At 48.9% G+C, this 20,136-nt stretch carries 18 protein-coding genes, 4 pseudogenes and 1 CRISPR repeat array; of the genes and pseudogenes, 11 read left to right on the top strand and 11 right to left on the bottom strand.

Annotated elements, in window-relative coordinates; translation table 11 throughout:
• The first annotated feature begins 402 nt into the window (after positions 1-402).
• Complete coding sequence (locus AAKU61_RS18595; protein WP_354334690.1) at positions 403-2,151, top strand: hypothetical protein; 1,749 nt, start codon at positions 403-405, stop codon at positions 2,149-2,151.
• A 383-nt stretch (positions 2,152-2,534) separates the two neighbouring features.
• A CRISPR array of direct repeats spans positions 2,535-3,101; the repeat unit is 28 nt; unit sequence CTTCAAAACCGCCTATACGGCGGTGAAC.
• A 130-nt stretch (positions 3,102-3,231) separates the two neighbouring features.
• Here the strand turns inward: AAKU61_RS18595 and AAKU61_RS18590 are convergent.
• Positions 3,232-3,675, bottom strand: a complete 444-nt coding sequence (locus AAKU61_RS18590; protein ID WP_354334688.1) for a Csf3-related protein — start codon at positions 3,673-3,675, stop codon at positions 3,232-3,234.
• A gap of 97 nt (positions 3,676-3,772) precedes the next feature.
• On the opposite strand from AAKU61_RS18590, the gene AAKU61_RS18585 reads away from it, so the two are divergent.
• Positions 3,773-4,480: an IS6 family transposase gene (locus tag AAKU61_RS18585; RefSeq protein WP_354334686.1), complete on the top strand. Its 708-nt coding sequence runs from the start codon at positions 3,773-3,775 to the stop codon at positions 4,478-4,480.
• A gap of 58 nt (positions 4,481-4,538) precedes the next feature.
• Here the strand turns inward: AAKU61_RS18585 and AAKU61_RS22675 are convergent.
• A pseudogene (locus tag AAKU61_RS22675) lies at positions 4,539-4,766 on the bottom strand (chromate resistance protein ChrB domain-containing protein); the annotation flags it as partial.
• 1 nt (position 4,767) lies between these two features.
• The gene (locus AAKU61_RS18575; protein ID WP_354334682.1) at positions 4,768-5,310 is read right to left on the bottom strand and encodes a Fe-Mn family superoxide dismutase; all 543 of its coding nucleotides are present in this window, start codon (positions 5,308-5,310) and stop codon (positions 4,768-4,770) included.
• 68 nt (positions 5,311-5,378) lie between these two features.
• Between AAKU61_RS18575 and AAKU61_RS18570 the strand changes: the two are divergent.
• The 3 genes and pseudogenes from AAKU61_RS18570 to AAKU61_RS18555 all read left to right on the top strand — a co-directional run.
• Positions 5,379-5,918: pseudogene (locus AAKU61_RS18570) on the top strand (IS5 family transposase); the annotation flags it as partial.
• A gap of 53 nt (positions 5,919-5,971) precedes the next feature.
• Positions 5,972-6,125 (top strand): annotated as a pseudogene (locus AAKU61_RS18565) (IS6 family transposase); the annotation flags it as partial.
• 433 nt (positions 6,126-6,558) lie between these two features.
• The gene (locus AAKU61_RS18555; RefSeq protein ID WP_354334680.1) at positions 6,559-7,611 is read left to right on the top strand and encodes a glycosyl hydrolase family 18 protein; all 1,053 of its coding nucleotides are present in this window, start codon (positions 6,559-6,561) and stop codon (positions 7,609-7,611) included.
• Positions 7,612-7,682: 71 nt separating this feature from the next.
• Here the strand turns inward: AAKU61_RS18555 and AAKU61_RS18550 are convergent, their stop codons facing one another.
• Positions 7,683-8,636 carry an IS5 family transposase gene (locus tag AAKU61_RS18550; RefSeq protein WP_354334678.1) on the bottom strand — a complete coding sequence of 318 codons (954 nt, stop codon included), beginning with the start codon at positions 8,634-8,636 and terminating at the stop codon, positions 7,683-7,685.
• A gap of 76 nt (positions 8,637-8,712) precedes the next feature.
• Here AAKU61_RS18550 and AAKU61_RS18545 point away from each other — a divergent pair.
• Positions 8,713-9,144: pseudogene (locus AAKU61_RS18545) on the top strand (transposase); the annotation flags it as partial.
• 70 nt (positions 9,145-9,214) lie between these two features.
• On the opposite strand, the gene AAKU61_RS18540 reads toward AAKU61_RS18545, so the two are convergent.
• The 4 genes from AAKU61_RS18540 to AAKU61_RS18525 all read right to left on the bottom strand — a co-directional run bounded on the left by AAKU61_RS18540 (position 9,215) and on the right by AAKU61_RS18525 (position 12,329).
• Positions 9,215-9,634 carry a hypothetical protein gene (locus AAKU61_RS18540; RefSeq protein WP_354334676.1) on the bottom strand — a complete coding sequence of 140 codons (420 nt, stop codon included), beginning with the start codon at positions 9,632-9,634 and terminating at the stop codon, positions 9,215-9,217.
• A gap of 250 nt (positions 9,635-9,884) precedes the next feature.
• Positions 9,885-10,649 carry a hypothetical protein gene (locus tag AAKU61_RS18535; protein WP_354334674.1) on the bottom strand — a complete coding sequence of 255 codons (765 nt, stop codon included), beginning with the start codon at positions 10,647-10,649 and terminating at the stop codon, positions 9,885-9,887.
• Between the two features lie 50 nt (positions 10,650-10,699).
• Positions 10,700-11,491, bottom strand: coding sequence for a DUF2491 family protein (locus AAKU61_RS18530; RefSeq protein ID WP_354334672.1), 792 nt, complete (start codon positions 11,489-11,491; stop codon positions 10,700-10,702).
• 7 nt (positions 11,492-11,498) lie between these two features.
• Positions 11,499-12,329, bottom strand: coding sequence for a hypothetical protein (locus AAKU61_RS18525; protein ID WP_354334670.1), 831 nt, complete (start codon positions 12,327-12,329; stop codon positions 11,499-11,501).
• A gap of 95 nt (positions 12,330-12,424) precedes the next feature.
• On the opposite strand from AAKU61_RS18525, the gene AAKU61_RS18520 reads away from it, so the two are divergent.
• Complete coding sequence (locus AAKU61_RS18520; protein WP_354334669.1) at positions 12,425-12,571, top strand: hypothetical protein; 147 nt, start codon at positions 12,425-12,427, stop codon at positions 12,569-12,571.
• Positions 12,572-13,210: 639 nt separating this feature from the next.
• Here the strand turns inward: AAKU61_RS18520 and AAKU61_RS18515 are convergent.
• On the bottom strand, positions 13,211-14,467 hold the full coding sequence (locus AAKU61_RS18515) for an ATP-binding protein (RefSeq protein ID WP_354334667.1): 1,257 nt from the start codon (positions 14,465-14,467) through the stop codon (positions 13,211-13,213).
• Between the two features lie 58 nt (positions 14,468-14,525).
• On the opposite strand from AAKU61_RS18515, the gene AAKU61_RS18510 reads away from it, so the two are divergent.
• Entirely contained in the window at positions 14,526-15,494 is a 969-nt protein-coding gene (locus tag AAKU61_RS18510; protein WP_354334665.1) for an IS5 family transposase, read from the top strand.
• A gap of 455 nt (positions 15,495-15,949) precedes the next feature.
• Here AAKU61_RS18510 and AAKU61_RS18505 read toward each other — a convergent pair whose 3' ends face one another.
• Positions 15,950-16,918, bottom strand: coding sequence for an IS5 family transposase (locus AAKU61_RS18505; protein WP_354334663.1), 969 nt, complete (start codon positions 16,916-16,918; stop codon positions 15,950-15,952).
• Between the two features lie 478 nt (positions 16,919-17,396).
• On the opposite strand from AAKU61_RS18505, the gene AAKU61_RS18500 reads away from it, so the two are divergent.
• The 3 genes from AAKU61_RS18500 to AAKU61_RS18490 all read left to right on the top strand — a co-directional run bounded on the left by AAKU61_RS18500 (position 17,397) and on the right by AAKU61_RS18490 (position 19,697).
• Complete coding sequence (locus tag AAKU61_RS18500; protein WP_354334661.1) at positions 17,397-17,807, top strand: type 2 periplasmic-binding domain-containing protein; 411 nt, start codon at positions 17,397-17,399, stop codon at positions 17,805-17,807.
• Positions 17,808-17,846: 39 nt separating this feature from the next.
• A complete protein-coding gene (locus AAKU61_RS18495) occupies positions 17,847-19,016 on the top strand; it encodes a porin (protein WP_354334659.1) in 1,170 nt (389 codons plus the stop codon).
• A gap of 351 nt (positions 19,017-19,367) precedes the next feature.
• Positions 19,368-19,697, top strand: coding sequence for a hypothetical protein (locus AAKU61_RS18490; RefSeq protein ID WP_354334657.1), 330 nt, complete (start codon positions 19,368-19,370; stop codon positions 19,695-19,697).
• Positions 19,698-19,739: 42 nt separating this feature from the next.
• Here AAKU61_RS18490 and AAKU61_RS18485 read toward each other — a convergent pair.
• Positions 19,740-20,136 (bottom strand): DDE-type integrase/transposase/recombinase (locus AAKU61_RS18485; RefSeq protein WP_354334656.1); only part of this gene is annotated, 397 nt, incomplete at its 5' end.

The following is a 20,136-nucleotide window of genomic DNA, read 5'->3' as shown; positions in this document are numbered from 1 at the left end:
ATCATCCTCATCCAATGCGGTTTTCCAATATCTTATTGGCGTCGATATTGACTAAAAGCTTCCTGCTCTTCTAGCCAAATGTTAGTACATTTCTGGAAGTAAAACTGTGACCTTGGTTCATCGTATACAAGTAATTATTTTCTTTCCAAAGTACTTTGACGTATGACTAGTGCGAAGAAAAAGACGAAACCAGAGAGTCAATAGAAAATCGCCATAATAATTGATATCAAAAAATTTACAATATATAAATATCAATATTTTTATATCAACAAGTTGCGGATTGTTATAGTATGACTTCACTGGGAAACATAGATCATCGCTAAATGCAAAGTAATCGATTAGTGTAGACCTAGTCATTCCAGCCCCTGATTTCCGCCCCCAAGATGCTATAAAGGAATCGCGATGACTGTACCTATCTCAGTTGTTCAGCAATTTGCCCCTATCATCAATTTTCATCAATACGAAGATTTTTTGCCGTGCACGATCGAATACATGATGGAAAATGGCGTTCTCCGTAATTGGCCCGCGATCCAGATCGATGGCCAGCACACCTCGGTGCCAGCGCTCGCCGTTTTCAACAATCGGCTCTGGATGGCCTATAAGGACACAAATTCTGACTTTATCTACGTCACGTCCTCCGCGGATGGCCTCAGTTGGGACGGCGCGACCGAAATTGGCTATAAAACTACCGTGCCGGCCATGGTGGCGTTCAATAACATGCTATGGATGGTGACCGCTGACCCAAACACGATGCAGTTATATGTGACCAATTCCGCAGATGGTCGCGTCTGGAGCTCGGCCCTGCCGATCGTTGGCCAGTTCACCTCGGTGCCTGCGCTCGCCGTCTTTAATGATGCGCTGTGGATGGTCTATTCGGGTTCGAACAGTTCACAGTTGTATACGACTTCATCAACCGACGGCTTGAACTGGCCCCACGTCCAACCAATCGACGGCCAGAGCACGTCGATTCCGGCCATCGCGACGTTCAACAACGCTCTCTGGATGGTCTATTCGGATTCGAGGAGTTCGCAGTTGTGGGTAACGTGTTCGTCTGATGGTAACAACTGGAGTCAAGCACAACAGATCGAGGCCCAGGGTACGTCGGTGCCGGCGCTGACAGTTTTCCAGAGCGCGTTATGGATGGTGTATACGGATTCGAACAGTTCACAGTTGTGGGTGAGCACATCCAGTAACGGTTTGACGTGGATTCCTGCGGCCCAAATCGAGGGACAATTTACATCGATACCCGCGATTGCTCCCTTTGCCGACCGCATTTGCATGACCTATACCGATTCGCACTCGTCCCAACTGTGGGCGTCCCGTTCACTTGATGGTTGGAACTGGCATCTTCCAGACATGCCCAATCCAACCCAAGCAATGCTCGAACAATACTGCGACGTTGATTTTTACCTGCAGATTGACCCTAACCAGTACGGCGGACAGGGACTTACGACGCCACAATATTACGCGGTACAGGAGTTTAGTGATCATATCGAAATCACCTACCTGATCATCTGTGCCTACAACGGCCATCAAACATGCAATGCCTTGCGGGTCGGCAGCGAATTCTATTGCATCATCGATGATTATGCGCGTCATCCAGGTGACCTTGAGCGTGTAACCGTTAAGTTAGCCCTCAGCGCGGGTGGCTACGCAGTGACCGACGTCTGCTTCGAGTCGCACGGCGACGCTACCGACTACGCTGCTGCGGCCGTATCCTTCTCTGGCCAGCGCGTCATCGTTCACAGTTCTCTTAACGCGCACGGCACCTTCAACCAAAAGGCAACGGGCGATTGGATAAGCAAGAAAAAAATTGCTGGCGTCGCCGATTTTGGAGACGCGCTTTCGAGCGACATCACTACGTCCAAGGTTTGGACACCCAGCGAATATCGCTTAATTGGCCTTGACGCATCGAATAACCCTATCGGTAGCGAGGTGTGGGTGAAGTTCGGCGGACGCTTGGGACAGCCGGTGGACAACAGTTTTACTGGCTCGCGCTATTTTAATGGCGACAACCTCGATTTTAACGACTGGAATTTTGTCAATATGAATGCGACACTAGCTGGCTGGCTAGGCCTGATTAGCGACGAAATGAAATATGGTCTGGGTCCGGTGGGTCCGGCCGGACGCCCTTATATCAGGCCTGCTTAATAGCGTTGGCGCGGGTCGTGTTGTAGCATCGTTATAAAGGGGGAGTAGTACACGGGCTAGACTTGGTAAGCGGATACAGGTAACCGTATCAATTTGCGCCGTCAGGTCGATTACCCCCTTTTTTTGGGTTGTACAAATTGAACCAACATTAGATTGTTGGTTTCAATTTTTGTTTGTAAAATATATTGTTATATCAATATATTCAGTAATTTTTTGGCGAAAATTTCCAGCTTCCCGGCCAACTCTTTGCAAATAAATAGCGCGAAGTCATTTGAAAAACAACCGCCTGCGCGGCGGTAAATACTTAAAAATTAATCTAAGAACCTCTAACCCGCCTGTGCGGCGATGAACGGCATCAAAGCAGTTTGCATTTCTTCACGCCACTTCTAAACCACCTTTACGGCGGTGAACTGAAAAAAATAACCATCCTGCAAAATGAGAAACTTCAAATTCGCCTTTACGGCAGTGAAATTTTTAACCATTGGTGCCACTATAAGCGAAATACTTCAAAACCGCCTATACGGCGGTGAACTGAAAAAAAGTTTTGATGCTGATTGGTTTACTTCAAAACCGCCTGTACGGCGGTGAACAACCAGTCTTCCAACTAAGATATCTTATTGACCTTCAAAACCGCCTATACGGCGGTGAACTTTGAGATGATTTCTTTGGAGAGACAGTCTCACTTCAAAACCGCCTATACGGCGGTGAACGCTTTCTTCTGCGCTGCGACTTGCTTAAGATACTTCAAAACCGCCTATACGGCGGTGAACATTCATTCTCGATAAAGACGTGGAGGCTGACGCTTCAAAACCGCCTATACGGCGGTGAACCCAAGAAGTCGGTTAATGCAGATATCAAAATTCTTCAAAACCGCCTATACGGCGGTGAACTTATTCCGACCAAGCGCAAATGCAATATCACTCTTCAAAACCGCCTATACGGCGGTGAACAATTAAATTATTTTGAATTTGTGAGATTTATCAATGACTTATACTGGGGAGATGGTTTTAACCATTGAGAATTGACCCTTACGTAAGTAATTGATTATTTGAGTGTTTTTGAAAGTATCAAATATATAGGTCAAATTATTCGTTTCGGCGGGAAAACAGCATCGACCTCTTGACCGGCATGATACGGGACACAAACCGCCAAGGGTATAAACGGTCTTTCGTTGCCTCCTATCTTGCTCCAGATTCCTAATGGAAGCGGTCGAGCAGGGTCACCGTTACGTGTTACCCAAGAAAAATCCTCCTCTATTTCTTCAACGTGAACCTGTGCAATTTCTCCGGCGCCGGCATTCGAACGTTTGCCGATTCCAATAATATAATTTGACAATAAAAATTCGACTGCTTTCATATTGCCTACGCCCCAGAAGTACACTTCTTTCGAAAAGATTCCTGGATACTCTGTAATTGTTGCCTTGTACTCAGCCCGTTTCTGATCGATATAAGTATAGTTTTTCCCGCCACGGCCGTTAGGTGAAAAAATGCTGACATCAAGATCATTGCGTCCACGTAAAGACATGACGCGACCAAACGATTGATGACGATACAGAGGAGGTTCTGTCGCAATAAACCGTCTCTGTTAGACTGCCGATCCGACAAAATTTGTGATTCATGTAATGATAGACGAGCTACGCAAGGTACTCAAACGAATGCATTATCCGCTTGAAGTAATGCTGACCTGCGTGCGCTGGTACGCAGCCTACCCGCTGAGTCTTCGCCATGTCGAAGAAATGATGGCGGAGCGTGGTGTATTCGTTGATCATTCAACGGTCAGCCGCTGGGCGATTCGACTTCTGCCGTTACTGGAAAAGATATTCAGAAAGCACAAGCACCCGGTCGGTGGAAGCTGGCGGATGGACGAGACTTATATCAAGGTCAAAGGCGCCTGGAAATACCTCTATCGTGCAGTGGACAAGGAAGGCAAGACGATTGATTTTCTCTTGACCGCCAAGCGGGACAAGGCAGCAGCCAGACGGTTTTTCGACAAAGCCATGGAGGCGAACGGCACACCTGCAAAAGTCACGATGGACAAGAGCGGCGCCAACAAAGCGGCGATTGACGAGATCAACGCTTCCATGGAAATACCTATGGTGGTATGTCAGATCAAGTACCTCAATAATATCGTGGAACAAGACCATCGTGCAGTGAAACGGATAACAAAACCAATGCTCGGATTCAAATCGTTCCGATCAGCCAAAAGCATCCTGGTTGGTATCGAACTCATGCACATGATTCGCAAGGGTCAACTCATGATGGAAGGTGCAGATGATCTGTCTTTTGCCGACCAATTTTATGCTTTGGCAGGAAAAATCCGCTCTGTTTAATGATAGGCGGAATCCGTCTGCCAAGACTCCGTCTTGGGTTCGCTATTGCGACAGAACCGTTTAATTGATATTTTTTCAAAAAGGCATCGAAGCTGCACAACTCACCAACATGGGACAGTTCCACGTCGGGGATGTCATAAGGTATGGCGCCGGTATCCGTGGCAATACTACGCACCTCGCTGGCGCGGACATACAGGAATTCGGCAGCTTTATCGATGAAACGAACGATCAGCCAAGGGCAGGCGATGCGATCGATTTTAGGGCGTTCGCGAGTAATCCATTGCACCTTAGTTCTCCTTTAACTCTAGGGGCATACCAGCGGTACGCCAGGCTTCTATTCCGCCCACCAGAAAACGCGCATCAAAACCGCGTGCCCGCAAAGATAAGGTGGTTGAGCGGCCAATATCCAATCCATGTACGCAATAAATCAAGACAGGCTGTTTCGGGTCGAGTTGTTGACTCCAATGCCCGACATGCGCAGGATCGCGCCATTGCGCCTGCGGCAAAATGTCTTTACCTGCTGCGAAGAATTCAGGACGACGGACATCCAATATGCAGGTATCCAAGGTGTTTTTGCTAAACACTTCCACCGCTATTCCCCAGGCCGCCGCGTCGGCGGCAACCGCTGCACCGTAACGACGGTAGATATGATCCCATCGTAAATTTTGCATGAAGGCGTCCACATAAGCGGCGGCCTTCGCGCCAAAGTCGATATGATAGGCATGCTCGTACATATCTAATGCCAAAATTGGCGTTGCACCTGCTAACAATTGTGTGTGGTCAGAAGCCCAATGATTAAGCAAACGTCCTTCTCTGGAAGACCATGACAATAATGTCCAACCAGAGCCGCCGCCCATGGCTTTTGCCAGTGCGACGAATTCGGCGCGCCACAGATCCGGAAAAACATGGCGCCAAGTCGCGCCGCACCTGGCGTAAATTGCATCTGGCCGTCGATGCCGACATCGGCATGATTGTCGCGCAGGTTCTCACCGATCAGCATATGGATGACCCATCTCAAGTGGGGCCACTACTGGATCAGGTCGACGAAGAAATCAATCAAGTGATGGTCGATGGCGCCTATGATGGCGCGCCCACTTATCAATTGATCGCACAATATGGTGGCGATATTGAGGTGGTTATCCCACCGCGTAAGACCGCCGTTCCCAGCATGGAATCGCGTTCGCCAAGTCAGCGTGATCGCCATCTTAACAAGATCACGACAGAGGGCCGGTTGGCGTGGCAAAAAGCCACTGGTTATGGCCAGCGCGCTCTGGTCGAAACCACCATGGGCCGTTATAAATCGATCATCGGCCCTCGACTGCGTGCACGGAGATTTGGGGCGCAACAAACCGAGGCCGCCATCGGTGTTGCTGTGTTAAATCGCATGCTCGCTGCAGGACGCCCAAACTTCGTGCGCAGTCAGACAGTCTCAGCATAAATGATCAGGGGTTGGGGTACTTTTAACTTCAACTTTTAAGTGCACCAACGCCAAAACGAATAACAAAATCAATGCTCGAATTCAAATCAGTTCACGCGGCTAAAAAACGTCCTGGCTGGCATCGAATTAATGCACATGATTCGTAAAGGCCAGCTGATGTTTGGTGGCACAAAAGAGATGTCTTTTGCCGACCAGTTTTATGCTTAAGCAGGACAAATCCGTTCAGTTTGAGAACGAATGAGATCCCAGTGATAAGTTTGATTTACATTAGTCAACGCGACAGAATCGCCATGAGCGCATCGCGCTGCAAGTTGGTAGTTTGACGATCCGATTCGGACGATACCCGCATGTAACCGACTAACATGTACGAAAAACCTATAGCTTGTGATTTACGCGTGGTATACCGTCGTGATACTATTTTTCGTATATTTTTTACGGGGCTGGCAGGAAAAATTTTGCGGCAGAATCAGCCCTGTCGGAAAACATGTGTTTGGCGTCAACCCTGCGTCAATGCTGGCTTTGCTCGCTTGCTGGAAACAGGTTATACCGAACATATTGCTAGGCTTCAGATTCAACCCGCTTCAGTCCATTAAACCCAGTGTTGCACTTGATACTTGATACTTGATACTTGAAACCTCCCATGAATTACACTCGTGTCTCCGCATCCCTGTTTTTCTCCCTTGTTCTCACCGCCTGCGGTGGCGGTGGCAATTCATCCCCCGCACCGAACCCGGTAGCGCCGTCAGTCGCGTCTTCCAAGCTTGTGCTTGGCTATTTCACGGGTAGCAGTGATTCCATGACATCCGCCACGGCGACGGCCACGCCTGTCAACGCGGTGTCGATGGACCAGATCGGCGCGGCTTCGGACGGCAGCTTGAGCGGAATGCTCTCGGCCAGTTTACTGTCCGGCGGCAAGGCGGCTGGGAAAACGTTTTACGCCTGCATCTCCAACGTTGGTGCGGCTGACTTCGACCCCGCAATCGCGCACGGGGCGATGGTGACGAACCGCGCAGTCTTTATACAAAACATCGTCGCTCTCGCAAAGACTTCGGGCCTGACAGGCATCAATATCGATTTTGAAGGCATTTACCCCGCAGATCGAGATGCGTATTCCAGCTTTGTATCGGATTTGGCGGCGCAATTGCACGCCATCCATTCGACCCTGATGCTCAGTGTGCCGGCCAAGACCGCCGACGATGCGAACGATGATTGGTCATGGCCCTACGATTACGCTGCACTGGGGCAAAACGTGGACTATCTTCAAGTGATGACCTATGACCAGCACGTCCCGGGCTCGGCGCCCGGCCCCGTCGCGGGGAGCGATTGGATGCAGGCGTCGCTGCAGTATGCGGCGGCGCAAATCCCCTCAAGTAAGATTCTGCTGGGACTGCCAGCCTATGGGTACGACTGGAACGTAACGACCAACGCAGGGAACCAAGTAGCGTGGAAGGACATGCCCGCACTGCTGGCCTCCACCGGAGCGGCACCGAAGTGGGACGCCGCGACAAATTCGGCCTTTATCGACTATAAGGCGGCGGATGGGTCACCGCATGAAGTGTGGTATGAAACTCCACAGAGTATTCAAGTCAAGGCAAGGTATGCGGCGACCTTCAAACTGGCCGGCGTCTCCGTGTGGGCAATGGGCCTAGAGGACGCAAATTTCTGGAGCGCGGTGTCGGCCGTGGGGAATTGACTGCTTGATGTGCCACGGCGTTGTTGAATTAATCGAATCCCGGCAAAAATGTTCCGTGTTTCAGGCCTTGTTCAGATTTTCACTGACACCGGCATACCAAGTTTTGTCATCCGGTTAAGTGCAGACGCACTGATCCACGCCTCGGTTTTCTGCTGCGCCAGCCCGCGCGCTTTCATCGCGTTGCCGAAGATGCGCTTGTACCGCTGCATCGCCAGTTCCACATGGCTGCGGAAATTGTAGCCAGTGATCCGCTGCCAAGCGATGCGCCCTATCTGAGCGATGGTCTCGATGTGATTGTCACGTTGGGTCATGCCGGTGTCGGAAACGACCGCCGTCTTATGCGGGGGAACGACCACTTGCGCATCGGGCTGTTTCGCCAACACCGCCCGCGACACCGGTTCGCCGTCGTACGCGCCATCACCCATGAATGTTGCAAATGGTGTCGTGATCTGATCGAGCAGATCCGGCACGGCCGTTGTGTCGCCCACCTCCGGTGTCGTCAGTTCGCAGGCGAGAATCTGATGATTTTCATCGATCGCCAGGTGCAGCTTGCGCCAGGTGCGCCGGGCGGCAGCATCATGTTTTTCCTGGTGCCATTCGCCTTTTCCGTAGACTTTGAGTCCGGTGGGGTCCACGATGACAAGGCTGCCCGGCTCGAGTGCTTTGATCAAGGCATGCCTTGGCAAGCCGATGCTCCGCTTGGAAATGCAGCTGAAATCCGGAATGCTGATGTCGGCCCCCATGACAAGGGCAAGTGAGTTCATGAGCCCTTCAGTCTGCCGCAATGGAAGATGAAAGACCTGGCGGATGAACAGCGTCGCCTCGATGGCCACATCGGAATATTCCCTTGGCCGACCGCGCGCCCCTGTCTTGACCGGACGCCACTCGGCGATTGCCTCCTCTGTAAACCAGATGGTAAAGTCGCCGCGCCGCCGAAGTGCGGCGTTGTATTCAGGCCAATTCGCTACCTTGTAGCGCGGTTTCTCGAATTTGTGGCGACGGTCTTGGCTGTGTTTGTATGGCACGGAGATACCTGGACGGAAATTTCAGAAAATAATGCCAGATAGTACACGCCTATAGCCATCCGTCGAATTATTCAACAACGCCTCTCAAGTGGGGCCACTACTGGATCAGGTCGACGAAGAAATCAATCAAGTGATGGCCGATGGTGCCTATGATGGTGCGCCCACTTATCAAACGATCGCGCAACATGGGGATGACATCGAGGTGGTTATTCCACCTCGCAAGACCGCCGTTCCTGGCATGGAATCGCGTTCGCCAAGTCAGCGTGACCGTCATCTGGACATAATCAATAAAGAGGGCCGGTTGGCCTGGCAAGAAGCCACTGGTTATGGCCAGCGCGCTCTGGTCGAAACCACCATGGGCCGTTATAAATCGATCATCGGCCCTCGACTGCGTGCACGGAGATTTGGGGCGCAACAAACCGAGGCCGCCATCGGTGTTGCTGTGTTAAATCGCATGCTCGCTGCAGGACGCCCAAACTCCGTGCGCAGTCAGAAAATCCCCGCATAAATGATCAGGGGTTGGGGTACTTTTAACTTCAACTTTTAAGTGCACCAACGCCCATATCAACCAACATCAGTTAAGTCATATACGTTTTGCTGTGACTGCGCATCGAACTTAAAAACAATGCCAATCCGCCAAACGCTAAAATCAAAATGACGATCAATTCAAATAAAGACATGCTGCGTAAATTAAAGTGTAGTGAAGCGATCACTCCAAAAATTAATGCGCCCAAGGAACCAAATGCCAATATCCAACCGAGGAGACTCTTGACGTTGTAAAAAATCATCGCAATACCGATAATAAAGGGAATCATGATCATGCCACTGGTGACGTTAACGTTGCTGCCAAATGCTTGCAGCCCATACATGCCGTAACCCAAGCTAAAGCTCGATTGCACCATGACGGCGTTAAAAAGCATGTAAAAGCCACCGCACATCATGAATAGACCAATAAAAAATTTCCCTACGCCTCCTTCTGATCCACCTGCACCTTGCATTTGGTACTCCTTAAAATATTTTTACAGTATTTAATTGTGGCTGAACGTAATAACAGAGCAAATTCTAGGTCAGAAAATTCAAACCAAATCTGGTTATAGCGGCAAGAAAACACGAGCCAAAGAAGCAATTGCTCACTAAGCATGTTCAAGACTGGATACACCGGCCACTACGGATTTGGTCAAAACGTCATATTAAGACTGCATTGCAATATCACTTCCGGGAAAAAAAGGCATTACCTTAATTTTCGCGCTATTGTGCCGTTTGCTGATCCGGTTTGGCCGACAGTCGCTTCAATCGGTCCACGACAGATTCGGTTGTGGCACCAATAGCGACAGATTTGCGGATACTATCCAATTCTTGAGCATCGTCGATCGGTTTTTGATTGATATCAGCAACAATACGCATACCCGCAGCTTGGTTGCTGACCTCTTGAGCCTTCCTGGTCAGCGCTGCCATCGCTGAGGAATGCCCCGCTATACCTTTTAAGCCATCAAGTTCTTCCTGACGCTCAATGCGCAAGCCCTGAAGATCTTTTTGAGACTGAGCTGAGGCCAGAGCTTGCAAGTTCTTCTTTGCTTGAGCGTCGAATTCGGCCAGACTTTTTGAAAATGCATCCACAACCTGTTGAAGTTGACCCATGTATTCTTTGGCGTCCGACTCTTCCTGAATTTCCTGTGGAAGACGTGACTTTTCAGCTTCTAACTCATCACAGAACTTACTAACTGCCGATTCGGAAATGGAACCGGCCGCGAGGCGGTCGCCCAATGAAGTTGCTACCTTTTCATCATTTGCGATCATAGTACGCAGTTTTTCAACGTCATCGTGTTCTTTGTCGAACGACGCTCGCGCAGAAGCTAACTTTTGTGCGGTTTCCATCAATGTAGCTTGAAGGCGATCACGATCGGCTTCGGTTGCCGTTTCAGGATCCCAAGAAGCAATTGTCTCAGAAAGTTTATTGCCGACCACCTCGAAATGTTTGCCTAAAAGGCGTGCTGTTAGTCCCCAACCACTCATAAAGTTCTCCAAACAATGTTATCGCCGCAAATGCAGCCTTACAATAAAAATTATTGGATAGTAATGCGTTCTTTTTCAAGAATAATGCCTACCATGAAGTCAACATAGATACTTCGTCGTGATGAATCCCCGTCGCGGCTATTCACTACCGATGTGGTGATCAACAAGTGTTCTTGATTGCCATCAGCGAGAGACCTAACATAAGGCGTGAACCAAATCTGTTCTTCAATACCATGTACGCCTTGGGCATCGTCAATGCGAACCTCGGTGCCATTAAATGGTTTCACGTACTCCCCCGACCCTACCTCTCGTGTGTAATCTAGTTGATCCGAATCTCTAAATGCTAACGTCATTTCGGACTCAGAAAAGCCGCAATCAAGTAATTGGTCTTTCCATAATGTATAGGTGAGTTGACCAAGGCCGACGCCACCTTCACCAGTAAAGGCATTCTGATCGTCTTCTGACTCGGGAATCAATCTCGTGATAGATGAGCAGTACATTGTTTCGATGACGGTGCCAGTCTCATCAATAACCACTTGAAGGAATTTTTCCTTTTTTGGTTCATCATCTCCAGTTTCCATATAGTAACGATAAATATTTCCTGGAAAATCAAGATTGACGTGACCGATAGAGCGGATGATGCTGTCATTGGCAGTCGGAGTACACACGAATGATCCTGCTCCAGAAGCGCGAACAAATGGCGTAATTTGAAAAGTGATGAGTCCGCCTATTTTGGCACCGAGAGGCAAACCATCATCGGATCGAGAATCTTGTTTTAAGGAATCGACACCGTGCTTAGAGGCAATCCCCTTAATATATTTAATTGAATCAGTCCAGCTCATAACATTCCTAACGTAAAGAATAGTGTGTCGATGATGAAGTGACAATAGCCTTCTTTTTAAAGAACAGACGCCACACTATCCACGATGTTCCACTGAGAAGAAGTATCCACAGAACAATCCTCAGTAAGCTTAATGCAAGCCCAGTGGATTGAGGCGATCTGGCCGAAGTAAAAGATTCCTTATTGGAAGTCATTCCCGATACGCCGTTTTGCGCACTGAATTGGTCGTTATTTCCCGAAGAACCAGCTGCATTATCGCGACGGCGATTTGATTCATAGTCCCTACTAGAATCATGGCTGGTTGCTCTTCCAAGCATAAATCCCAGGGCTGCACTACCCCATGAAATTCCGTTTCCGCCTCCGCCGCTATAAGCAGGAGCATATACGGGGGCTTGCATAACCGGAGGCAGTTGCTGTGTAGGTAGAACTGCCGAATTTTGCGAATATTGCGCAGAGGGAGTAAAAGCACCATCTTTCGACGAGTTCCCAAATCCGGATGGGGGAGCTTTCGCGGCCTCACGCGCATTCAGTGTTTGAAGTGCAGTTGCTTGCGATGCTTTAGTGTCGAGGCCTTGAGCCATGGCCGACTTGGGTTCCGCAGCCGGAACAGCATCCGTTTTTTTTGCGTTGCCAAAAGAACCGAAACTTGTCGATTTTGTGGGTTTTGTGGGTAAAGAAGGAGTCACGCTCGATTTAGAAGCCGACGAAGTTGAAGATTTCGAAAATCCCCCGCTAAAAGAATGTGTTGAGCTCGCTGCGATGCTTGAAAACGACAAGCCCAGCAACGTGGTTACGATAATTGCATTAAATGCAAGTGGTATAAATTTGAATGATTTCAATTAACTCTCCATAATGAATGCACTGATAATGCGGCCGTTTTGTCTTTTGCATCTCTACTCGCGTGTTTTTAAACGTCCAAGCTTACACTAAGGCTATGATGGCTTCCGTTTACGCGACAAAATCTCACGTAGTCATCGCCGATGATCGTCATGTCGCTATGGTCGGGGATGCCCTTGGCAAGCAGCGGCAGCACGTCGCCAGCCTTGGCCGTGTAACGGTTCGGGTAGCCATTGCTGGATAGGGGTTCCAATCCCTAATCCATGAAAATTTCAGAATCGGCTTGGAACCTAATACTGGTACAGCTTTTAACGGGAAATACCTGTTTGGCGGTCATAGTTAAGAACTCTCGATTTTGGGCTATTTTTGGTTGAGAAACCTGCACGAAAAACACTTTCGGTTTGAAATTTCATGCGAAAACCTTCCGGGCATGGTTTCTAAAGATTACGTGGCTTAGGGCGTGGAACCCTATTACTTTTGCTCTAAAAGCATATATTATTAAATTGATACTATCACTATCTTTATACTAAAGTACCTTTTTACGTAACAAAATGTAATGAAAATATTGATAATCAGATTATGTTTTAAAAGTACGTGAAATTTAGCTGAGTGTTTTTAAGAGAGCCGACAGGGTATTCACGTAAAATTTATTGAAAGTCCATGTCAGTGGTTGAAACATAATGAAGTTGGCGGTCTCTTAGAGTCCCTTCCAATTCGCTACCTTGTAGCGCGGTTTCTCGAATTTATGGCGACGGTCTTGGCTGTGTTTGTACGGCACGGATCTACCTGGACGGAAATTTCAGAAAATAATGCCAGAGGGTACACGCCTATGGCCATCCGTCGAATTATTCAACAACGCCCATCATATGGTCAATACCAGTATTCACTTTGTTGGCAGTCTTTGCGTGTCGCCTTTAACGTGCGTGAGTGCATTGGTTCGACAGATATAGTCAGCAAACAGTTTATCCTCGATCACATACATGCCTTCAGGCTTGGCCAACACACCTGTTTTTCGTAATCTATCTAACGCAGCGCGAACCTTGGAAACCGTCACCGCCTCGCCACTGGTGCGAGTCAACGCCGCCAGCGTATCCTTCGCCATCGGCGCTAGCCCGTGGGAAAGAGCCACCAGCAATGCTTGTTCTAGTCTTGGTAGTGCATAAAGATTTGCGTTCCATCCTGTCGTTTGTTTTTCGCTAGTAATGAATTTATGTAACGCAAATGCGACGTCTGGACTTCCCTCCGCCGACATCTCTTTCACGATGTCCTTAATCAATTCCGGCTTATAACCGATATATTCAAATGCTTTGCGCAAATCCGTTAAGTTGATCGACTTTTCTGCGTGAACCGATTCGAAATGACCAATGAGGAGCTGCAAATAGTCGTCGTCCAGAAACGGAAAATCGAGAATCTGAGCGAACTGATACATGGGAGCCCCGACGGAAGACATGATCTGGCTCAGGGCATCTTGCGATGATCCCGTAAAAACAGCACACACCTCGTTCTTCCGATTGGACAGGACTGCTCGGATCGATGCCATGATGGCATCGCCATTTGACGCTGTTGCAAGTGCTTGAATTTCATCTAGCATGAGAAGAATGCGTTTACCTGATGCCTTAGCGAGTTTGACAATCAAAGCATCGAACCGCAATTCTGCCTTTTCTGGTAATGGTCGACGCTGTGGCTCTTCTCCAAACTGGACACCAGCGATGGCTTTGACAGGTGTTTTGGCGATTCTCCCTACTGCACCCGATGGCACGGTAACATCATCCAGCGCTTGCTCTAACGCGTAATTGATCGCTTCCAGCGGAAAGCCGCGCTGTAACCAAAGATCGGCATACACAGGTAGAAATCCTGCCTTTTTGGCGCTTGGGGTAAGATCGTTGTGGAGAAAATAGGTTTTGCCGATGCGGCGCGGTGCAAAAAGTGCGATAGGCCGACCGAGTTGGCTTTGAAGCATCGCCAAATAGGCTTTTGCGAGTTGTGGCCGGCTAATTTGTATGTCGTCAAATGTTTTCATTTTCTTATTGTCGTTGAATAGCAATGCAACGTCAATTGTTGTTTTATTGTCGTAGCACGACAACGCGCAATAGAAATAGACTGCTATCAAAGTGTGCACATTGTCACGGCGTTGGTGCACTTCGAACTCGAAAAGCGGTTGATGGTACGATGCGGCCTCAATTTTACTGATCGACCCGATGCCAAACAAACACAACGACGATCGCCGTCATCATAGTCCGAAGATGTCGTTCAAGGTTCAGAATTGGCCGGAATATGAAGCAGGATTACGCCGGCGTGGGAGTCTGACGTTGTGGATTGATGATGCCGTACTGGATCGGTGGCAGAGTGTCGGGCCAACTGGTCAGGCTCGCTATAGGGATATTGCCATTGAGACGAGTTTGATGCTGCGCATGGCGTTCAATATAGCACTTCGTCAAACTGAAGGATTGATGGAATCAGTACTGACATTAATGAACCTGACGATCACGGCGCCAGATCACACCACGGTCAGTCGGCGGTCGGTGGGCCTGACGGTAACGAAGTCACCATCAGCACCAAAGGGACCGCTACATGTGCTCATTGACAGCACAGGTTTGCAGGTCTTTGGCGCAGGACAATGGCTGGAGGAAAAACATGGCGCCAAGTCGCGCCGCACCTGGCGTAAATTGCATCTGGCCGTCGATGCCGACATCGGCATGATTGTCGCGCAGGTTCTCACCGATCAGCATATGGATGACCCATCTCAAGTGGGGCCACTACTGGATCAGGTCGACGAAGAAATCAATCAAGTGATGGTCGATGGCGCCTATGATGGCGCGCCCACTTATCAATTGATCGCACAATATGGTGGCGATATTGAGGTGGTTATCCCACCGCGTAAGACCGCCGTTCTCAGCATGGAATCGCGTTCGCCAAGTCAGCGTAATCGCCATCTTAACAAGATCACGACAGAGGGCCGGTTGGCCTGGCAAGAAGCCACTGGTGATGGCCAGCGCGCTCTGGTCGAAACCACCATGGGCCGTTATAAATCGATCATCGGCCCTCGACTGCGTGCACGGAGATTTGGGGCGCAACAAGCCGAGGCCGCCATTGGTGTTGCTGTGTTAAATCGCATGCTCTCTGCAGGACGCCCAAACTTCGTGCGCAGTCAGACAGTCCCAGCATAAATGATCAGGGGTTGGGGTACTTTCGCCTTCAACTTTTAAGTGCACCAACGCCTATCCGACCAATTCCGCCGGTTTACGCTTACAACCCCCTATTGCGACAGAACCGTATTTTATGCATATGAGTTTGGTCAAACGCCTGTGCGAGATTTATACGCTATCTGGCATAGAGACGAGCATCGAAGCGGGTCCGACAAAGAGACTTTGTCGCACTAGCTAATGCGACAGAACTCCGCCAATTGGTGTCCACTTACTTCAATCGGTGGCACTATGAATTTTCCTTCATGTGGCGTCAATGAAAGGTCTTTGATGCACTAACAGGAGAAACCGCGCTTCTCTCTATCAGGAAACTTTTCTGTGAACCCTAATAAATACCTTGTTTACGAAGCGATTAGGTACTACGATAGGCGTTGGTGCACTTAAAAGTTGAAGTTAAAAGTACCCCAACCCCTGATCATTTATGCTGAGACTGTCTGACTGCGCACGAAGTTTGGGCGTCCTGCAGCGAGCATGCGATTTAACACAGCAACACCGATGGCGGCCTCGGTTTGTTGCGCCCCAAATCTCCGTGCACGCAGTCGATGGCCGATGATCGATTTATAACGGCCCATGGTGGTTTCGACCAGAGCGCGCTGGCCATCACCAGTGGCTTTTTGCCACGCCAACCGGCCCTCTGTCGTGATCTTGTTAAGATGGCGATCACGCTGACTTGGCGAACGCGATTCCATGCTGGGAACGGCGGTCTTGCGCGGTGGGATAACCACCTCAATATCGCCACCATATTGTGCGATCAATTGATAAGTGGGCGCGCCATCATAGGCGCCATCGACCATCACTTGATTGATTTCTTCGTCGACCTGATCCAGTAGTGGCCCCACTTGAGATGGGTCATCCGTATGCTGATCGGTGAGAACCTGCGCGACAATCATGCCGATGTCGGCATCGACGGCCAGATGCAATTTACGCCAGGTGCGGCGCGACTTGGCGCCATGTTTTTCTTCCAGCCATTGTCCTGCGCCAAAGACCTGCAAACCTGTGCTGTCAATGAGCACATGTAGCGGTCCCTTTGGTGCTGATGGTGACTTCGTTACCGTCAGGCCCACCGACCGCCGACTGACCGTGGTGTGATCTGGCGCCGTGATCGTCAGGTTCATTAATGTCAGTACTGATTCCATCAATCCTTCAGTTTGACGAAGTGCTATATTGAACGCCATGCGCAGCATCAAACTCGTCTCAATGGCAATATCCCTATAGCGAGCCTGACCAGTTGGTCCGACACTCTGCCACCGATCCAGTACGGCATCATCAATCCACAACGTCAGACTCCCACGCCGGCGTAATCCTGCTTCATATTCCGGCCAATTCTGAACCTTGAACGACATCTTCGGGATATGATGACGGCGACAGTCGTTGTGTTTGTTGGGCATCGGGTCGATCAGTAAAATTGAGGCCGCATCGTACCATCAACCGCTTTTCGAGTTCGAAGTGCACCAACGCCCGTCGTCTGTTGATCGAGTCAACTTTGATGAAAGTGGTGCGGTAGATATTGATGACTCTGGAATTGTTCTCCATTTAAAACCCAAAATTTCCTCAATGTCACGGAGCTGTCTTAAATGGAGAATAAAATCTGATTTGCATATGGGGATTACTAGTAGGACTAACTGGTTAATTTTAGAGTTAGAACACACAAATTGTCGATACTTGATCGTTAAACATAATGATGAATTTAGTAGCCAGCATTGATATCTGCATTGGTTAATGCATTATTGGAATATCCTTTTTAGTTGCTGTTGCCAAACTCCAACAGCCAGACTATTTTTAATCAGCAATAGGAGTAGACTCAAAAAGTGATTGAAATTCATATATTTAGATGTTGATCATTTATGTGGAAGAATAGGAAAAATTATGAAACGTGCAATATATCCCTTCGTAATTGCCGCGGTCTTATCGACGATTGCGCTCCCCGCTTCAGCAGAACTAGTTATCATCGTCAACCCGCAAAATCCAGCCACGCGAATGACCTCATCGCAAGCGGCGCAATTCTTTCTCGGCGGATCGGTTCAATTTACCCCGGTGGAGCAAGCGGCCGACGCCCCGATACGAGCGGAATTCTATAAAAAAGTGCTGGAAAAAGAAGCAGCTCAAGTCCAAGCCATCTGGGCCAGGATCGTATTCACAGGTAAAGGAAAACCGCCAAAAGAGTTCAAATCAAGTGCAGATATCAAAAAAACCGTCAGCGAGAATGTAAATGCCATCGGATATATCGAAAAATCGGCAGTCGATGACAGCGTCAAGGTCATTGCTACGATTCCTTGAAGCTCGGCCATCTTTATTCCTCTTTTCGGAGATTAAACAATGAAAAAATCATTATTGGCGCTGGCTCTTGTAAGCCTCGTCCCAACGATGGCATCGGCGATTGACTTGTCAGAAGACGGCACTTTCAAACTGACAGGTTTCTATAATTTAACCGGTGCAAAAATTCTCAGCGGCTCCGCACTTGGCAGCAGCGATCCCTGGGTTTACCAGCAATGGAATTGTCCATGCACGATACAAGGCTGGGAATATGCCAGCGTCTATCAAAAAAATAAGGGCTTCCAGTTCAATCAAGAATCGCTGATCGGCGTACAGATCAAGAAAGACTTCACCCCTACTTTTTCAGCGACCGCTCAGCTCGTGATTCGGGCGAATAATCCTAACGAGGGCTCGCGCCCGACAGTCGATTGGGCCTATGCGACCTGGACCCCGGCAGAAGATTCCGCCTGGACTTTTCAGTTTGGCAAAATGCGTATTCCTCTATATTACTACAGCGACTACCTGTACATTGGCTATGCCTACCCTTGGGTAAGGCCGGCGCCTGACGTCTATGGCTGGCCGATTTACGCCTACAACGGCGCCAATGTCAGTTATCGCACACAGTTGGGCAGCTCTGATTGGGCCACGACAGTCACCGCCTGGACCGGTGGCTATACGCAAAAACATGATGCGTATGACACCCTGATCTACTACACCACGCCCACCCATGAATCCTGGAAGAAAATTCTCGGTGGTTCGGTCGCCGTTAACAATGGCATTTTTGATGTTCGGGCGATGTTCATGCATTACAAGGACAGCACCTGGCAAGACAACCCTGACGGCACTCGCCTGAGTTTTGTCGATGACCAGTCCACCAAGATCATGGGCATTTCTGCCAATATGGATTACAAGAATTGGCTCATCAAGGCGGAAGTCGATCGTTATGAGCAAGTTGATCCGCCCAAGGGTCTGAATAATGTCTATAAGTACGCGCTGTTTGGTGTCGGATATCAATATGGTGCATGGACTCCGATGTACACCTACTCGCAATACACGACCGTCAACGAACCGACTGAGGGGCGCAAAACGCAATACCTGTCATTGCGCTGGGATTTCAGAAAAAATACCGCGCTGAAATTGCAATACGATGTCACCAAAGATAAATCGCATTACAGCTACCCATTCTTTGGTGACTCCAAACTCTTATCCATTTCACTTCAAGGAATATTTTAGCGCTATGTGGACGGCTGGCGATGTCGCATCAATTTTTGATTAAAAATGGATCTTTACCCCCAAAAAAAAGATCGATTTAACCCAGAATTTCCATAAGGATTGGCAATGATGACGGATGCACTTTTCGAGGTAGTTTTGCTGCGAATGAGGCGCCAATAGCGCGCTATTGGCAACGAAGGGCAGAAAAAATGACCGAAAATGCGCCGTCAGCATGCCAATAGCACCGCAGGTGCGCCTAATGGAAAATCTGGGTTTAACCGGCTTGAATTGATGCGACATCGACGTATTTTTTTCTAAATAGAAAAAAGTTTTTTTGATAATTTTACGAAAATTAGTTGTGGGAATTGCCTTTTGAATCTATCGCTGCGTGCCAAATTTATACTCATCAGCGTCGCAGTTCAGGGCCTGGTACTTTGGGCCCTGATTTGGAATAGCTTTCGCTTAATGGACGACGCCGTCAAAAAAAATGCGTATCGCCTTGTGCACGAATACGCTGTCACGCTGAATCTATCACTAAGTCCCTATGCAAGCAGCGGCGATCTCAAGGTTCTCAATGCCTTTATGTCGGAACTTTTATCCGATCCGCACGAAAGCCTGATCCGTTACGTCACCGTGTCTGATCAAACCGGCATGCAGATACTGAGCGTCGGGCAGACGCCAAATAAGGTTCTGTCGCAATAGCGAACCCAAGACGGAGTCTTGGCAGACGGATTGCGCCCATCATTAAACAGAGCGGATTTTTCCTGCCAAAGCATAAAATTGGTCGGCAAAAGACAGATCATCTGCGCCTTCCATTATGAGTTGACCCTTGCGAATCATGTGCATGAGTTCGATACCAGCCAGGATGCTTTTGGCTGATCGGAACGATTTGAATCCGAGCATTGGTTTTGTTATCCGTTTCACCGCACGATGGTCTTGTTCCACAATATTATTGAGGTACTTGATCTGACGTACCACCATAGGTATTTCCATAGCGGCGTTGATCTCGTCAATCGCTGCTTTGTTGGCACCACTCTTGTCCATCATGACTTTTTCAGGTGTGCCGTTCGCCTCCATGGCTTTGTCGAAAAAACGCTTGGCTGCTGCCTTGTCTCGCTTGGCAGTCAGGAGAAAATCAATC

It is taken from the genome of Undibacterium sp. GrIS 1.2 (assembly GCF_040544435.1).
Lineage (GTDB): Bacteria > Pseudomonadota > Gammaproteobacteria > Burkholderiales > Burkholderiaceae_D > Undibacterium.
The sequence above is the reverse complement of the archived record's forward strand: the minus strand, read 5'-3'. Positions and strand labels throughout refer to the sequence as shown.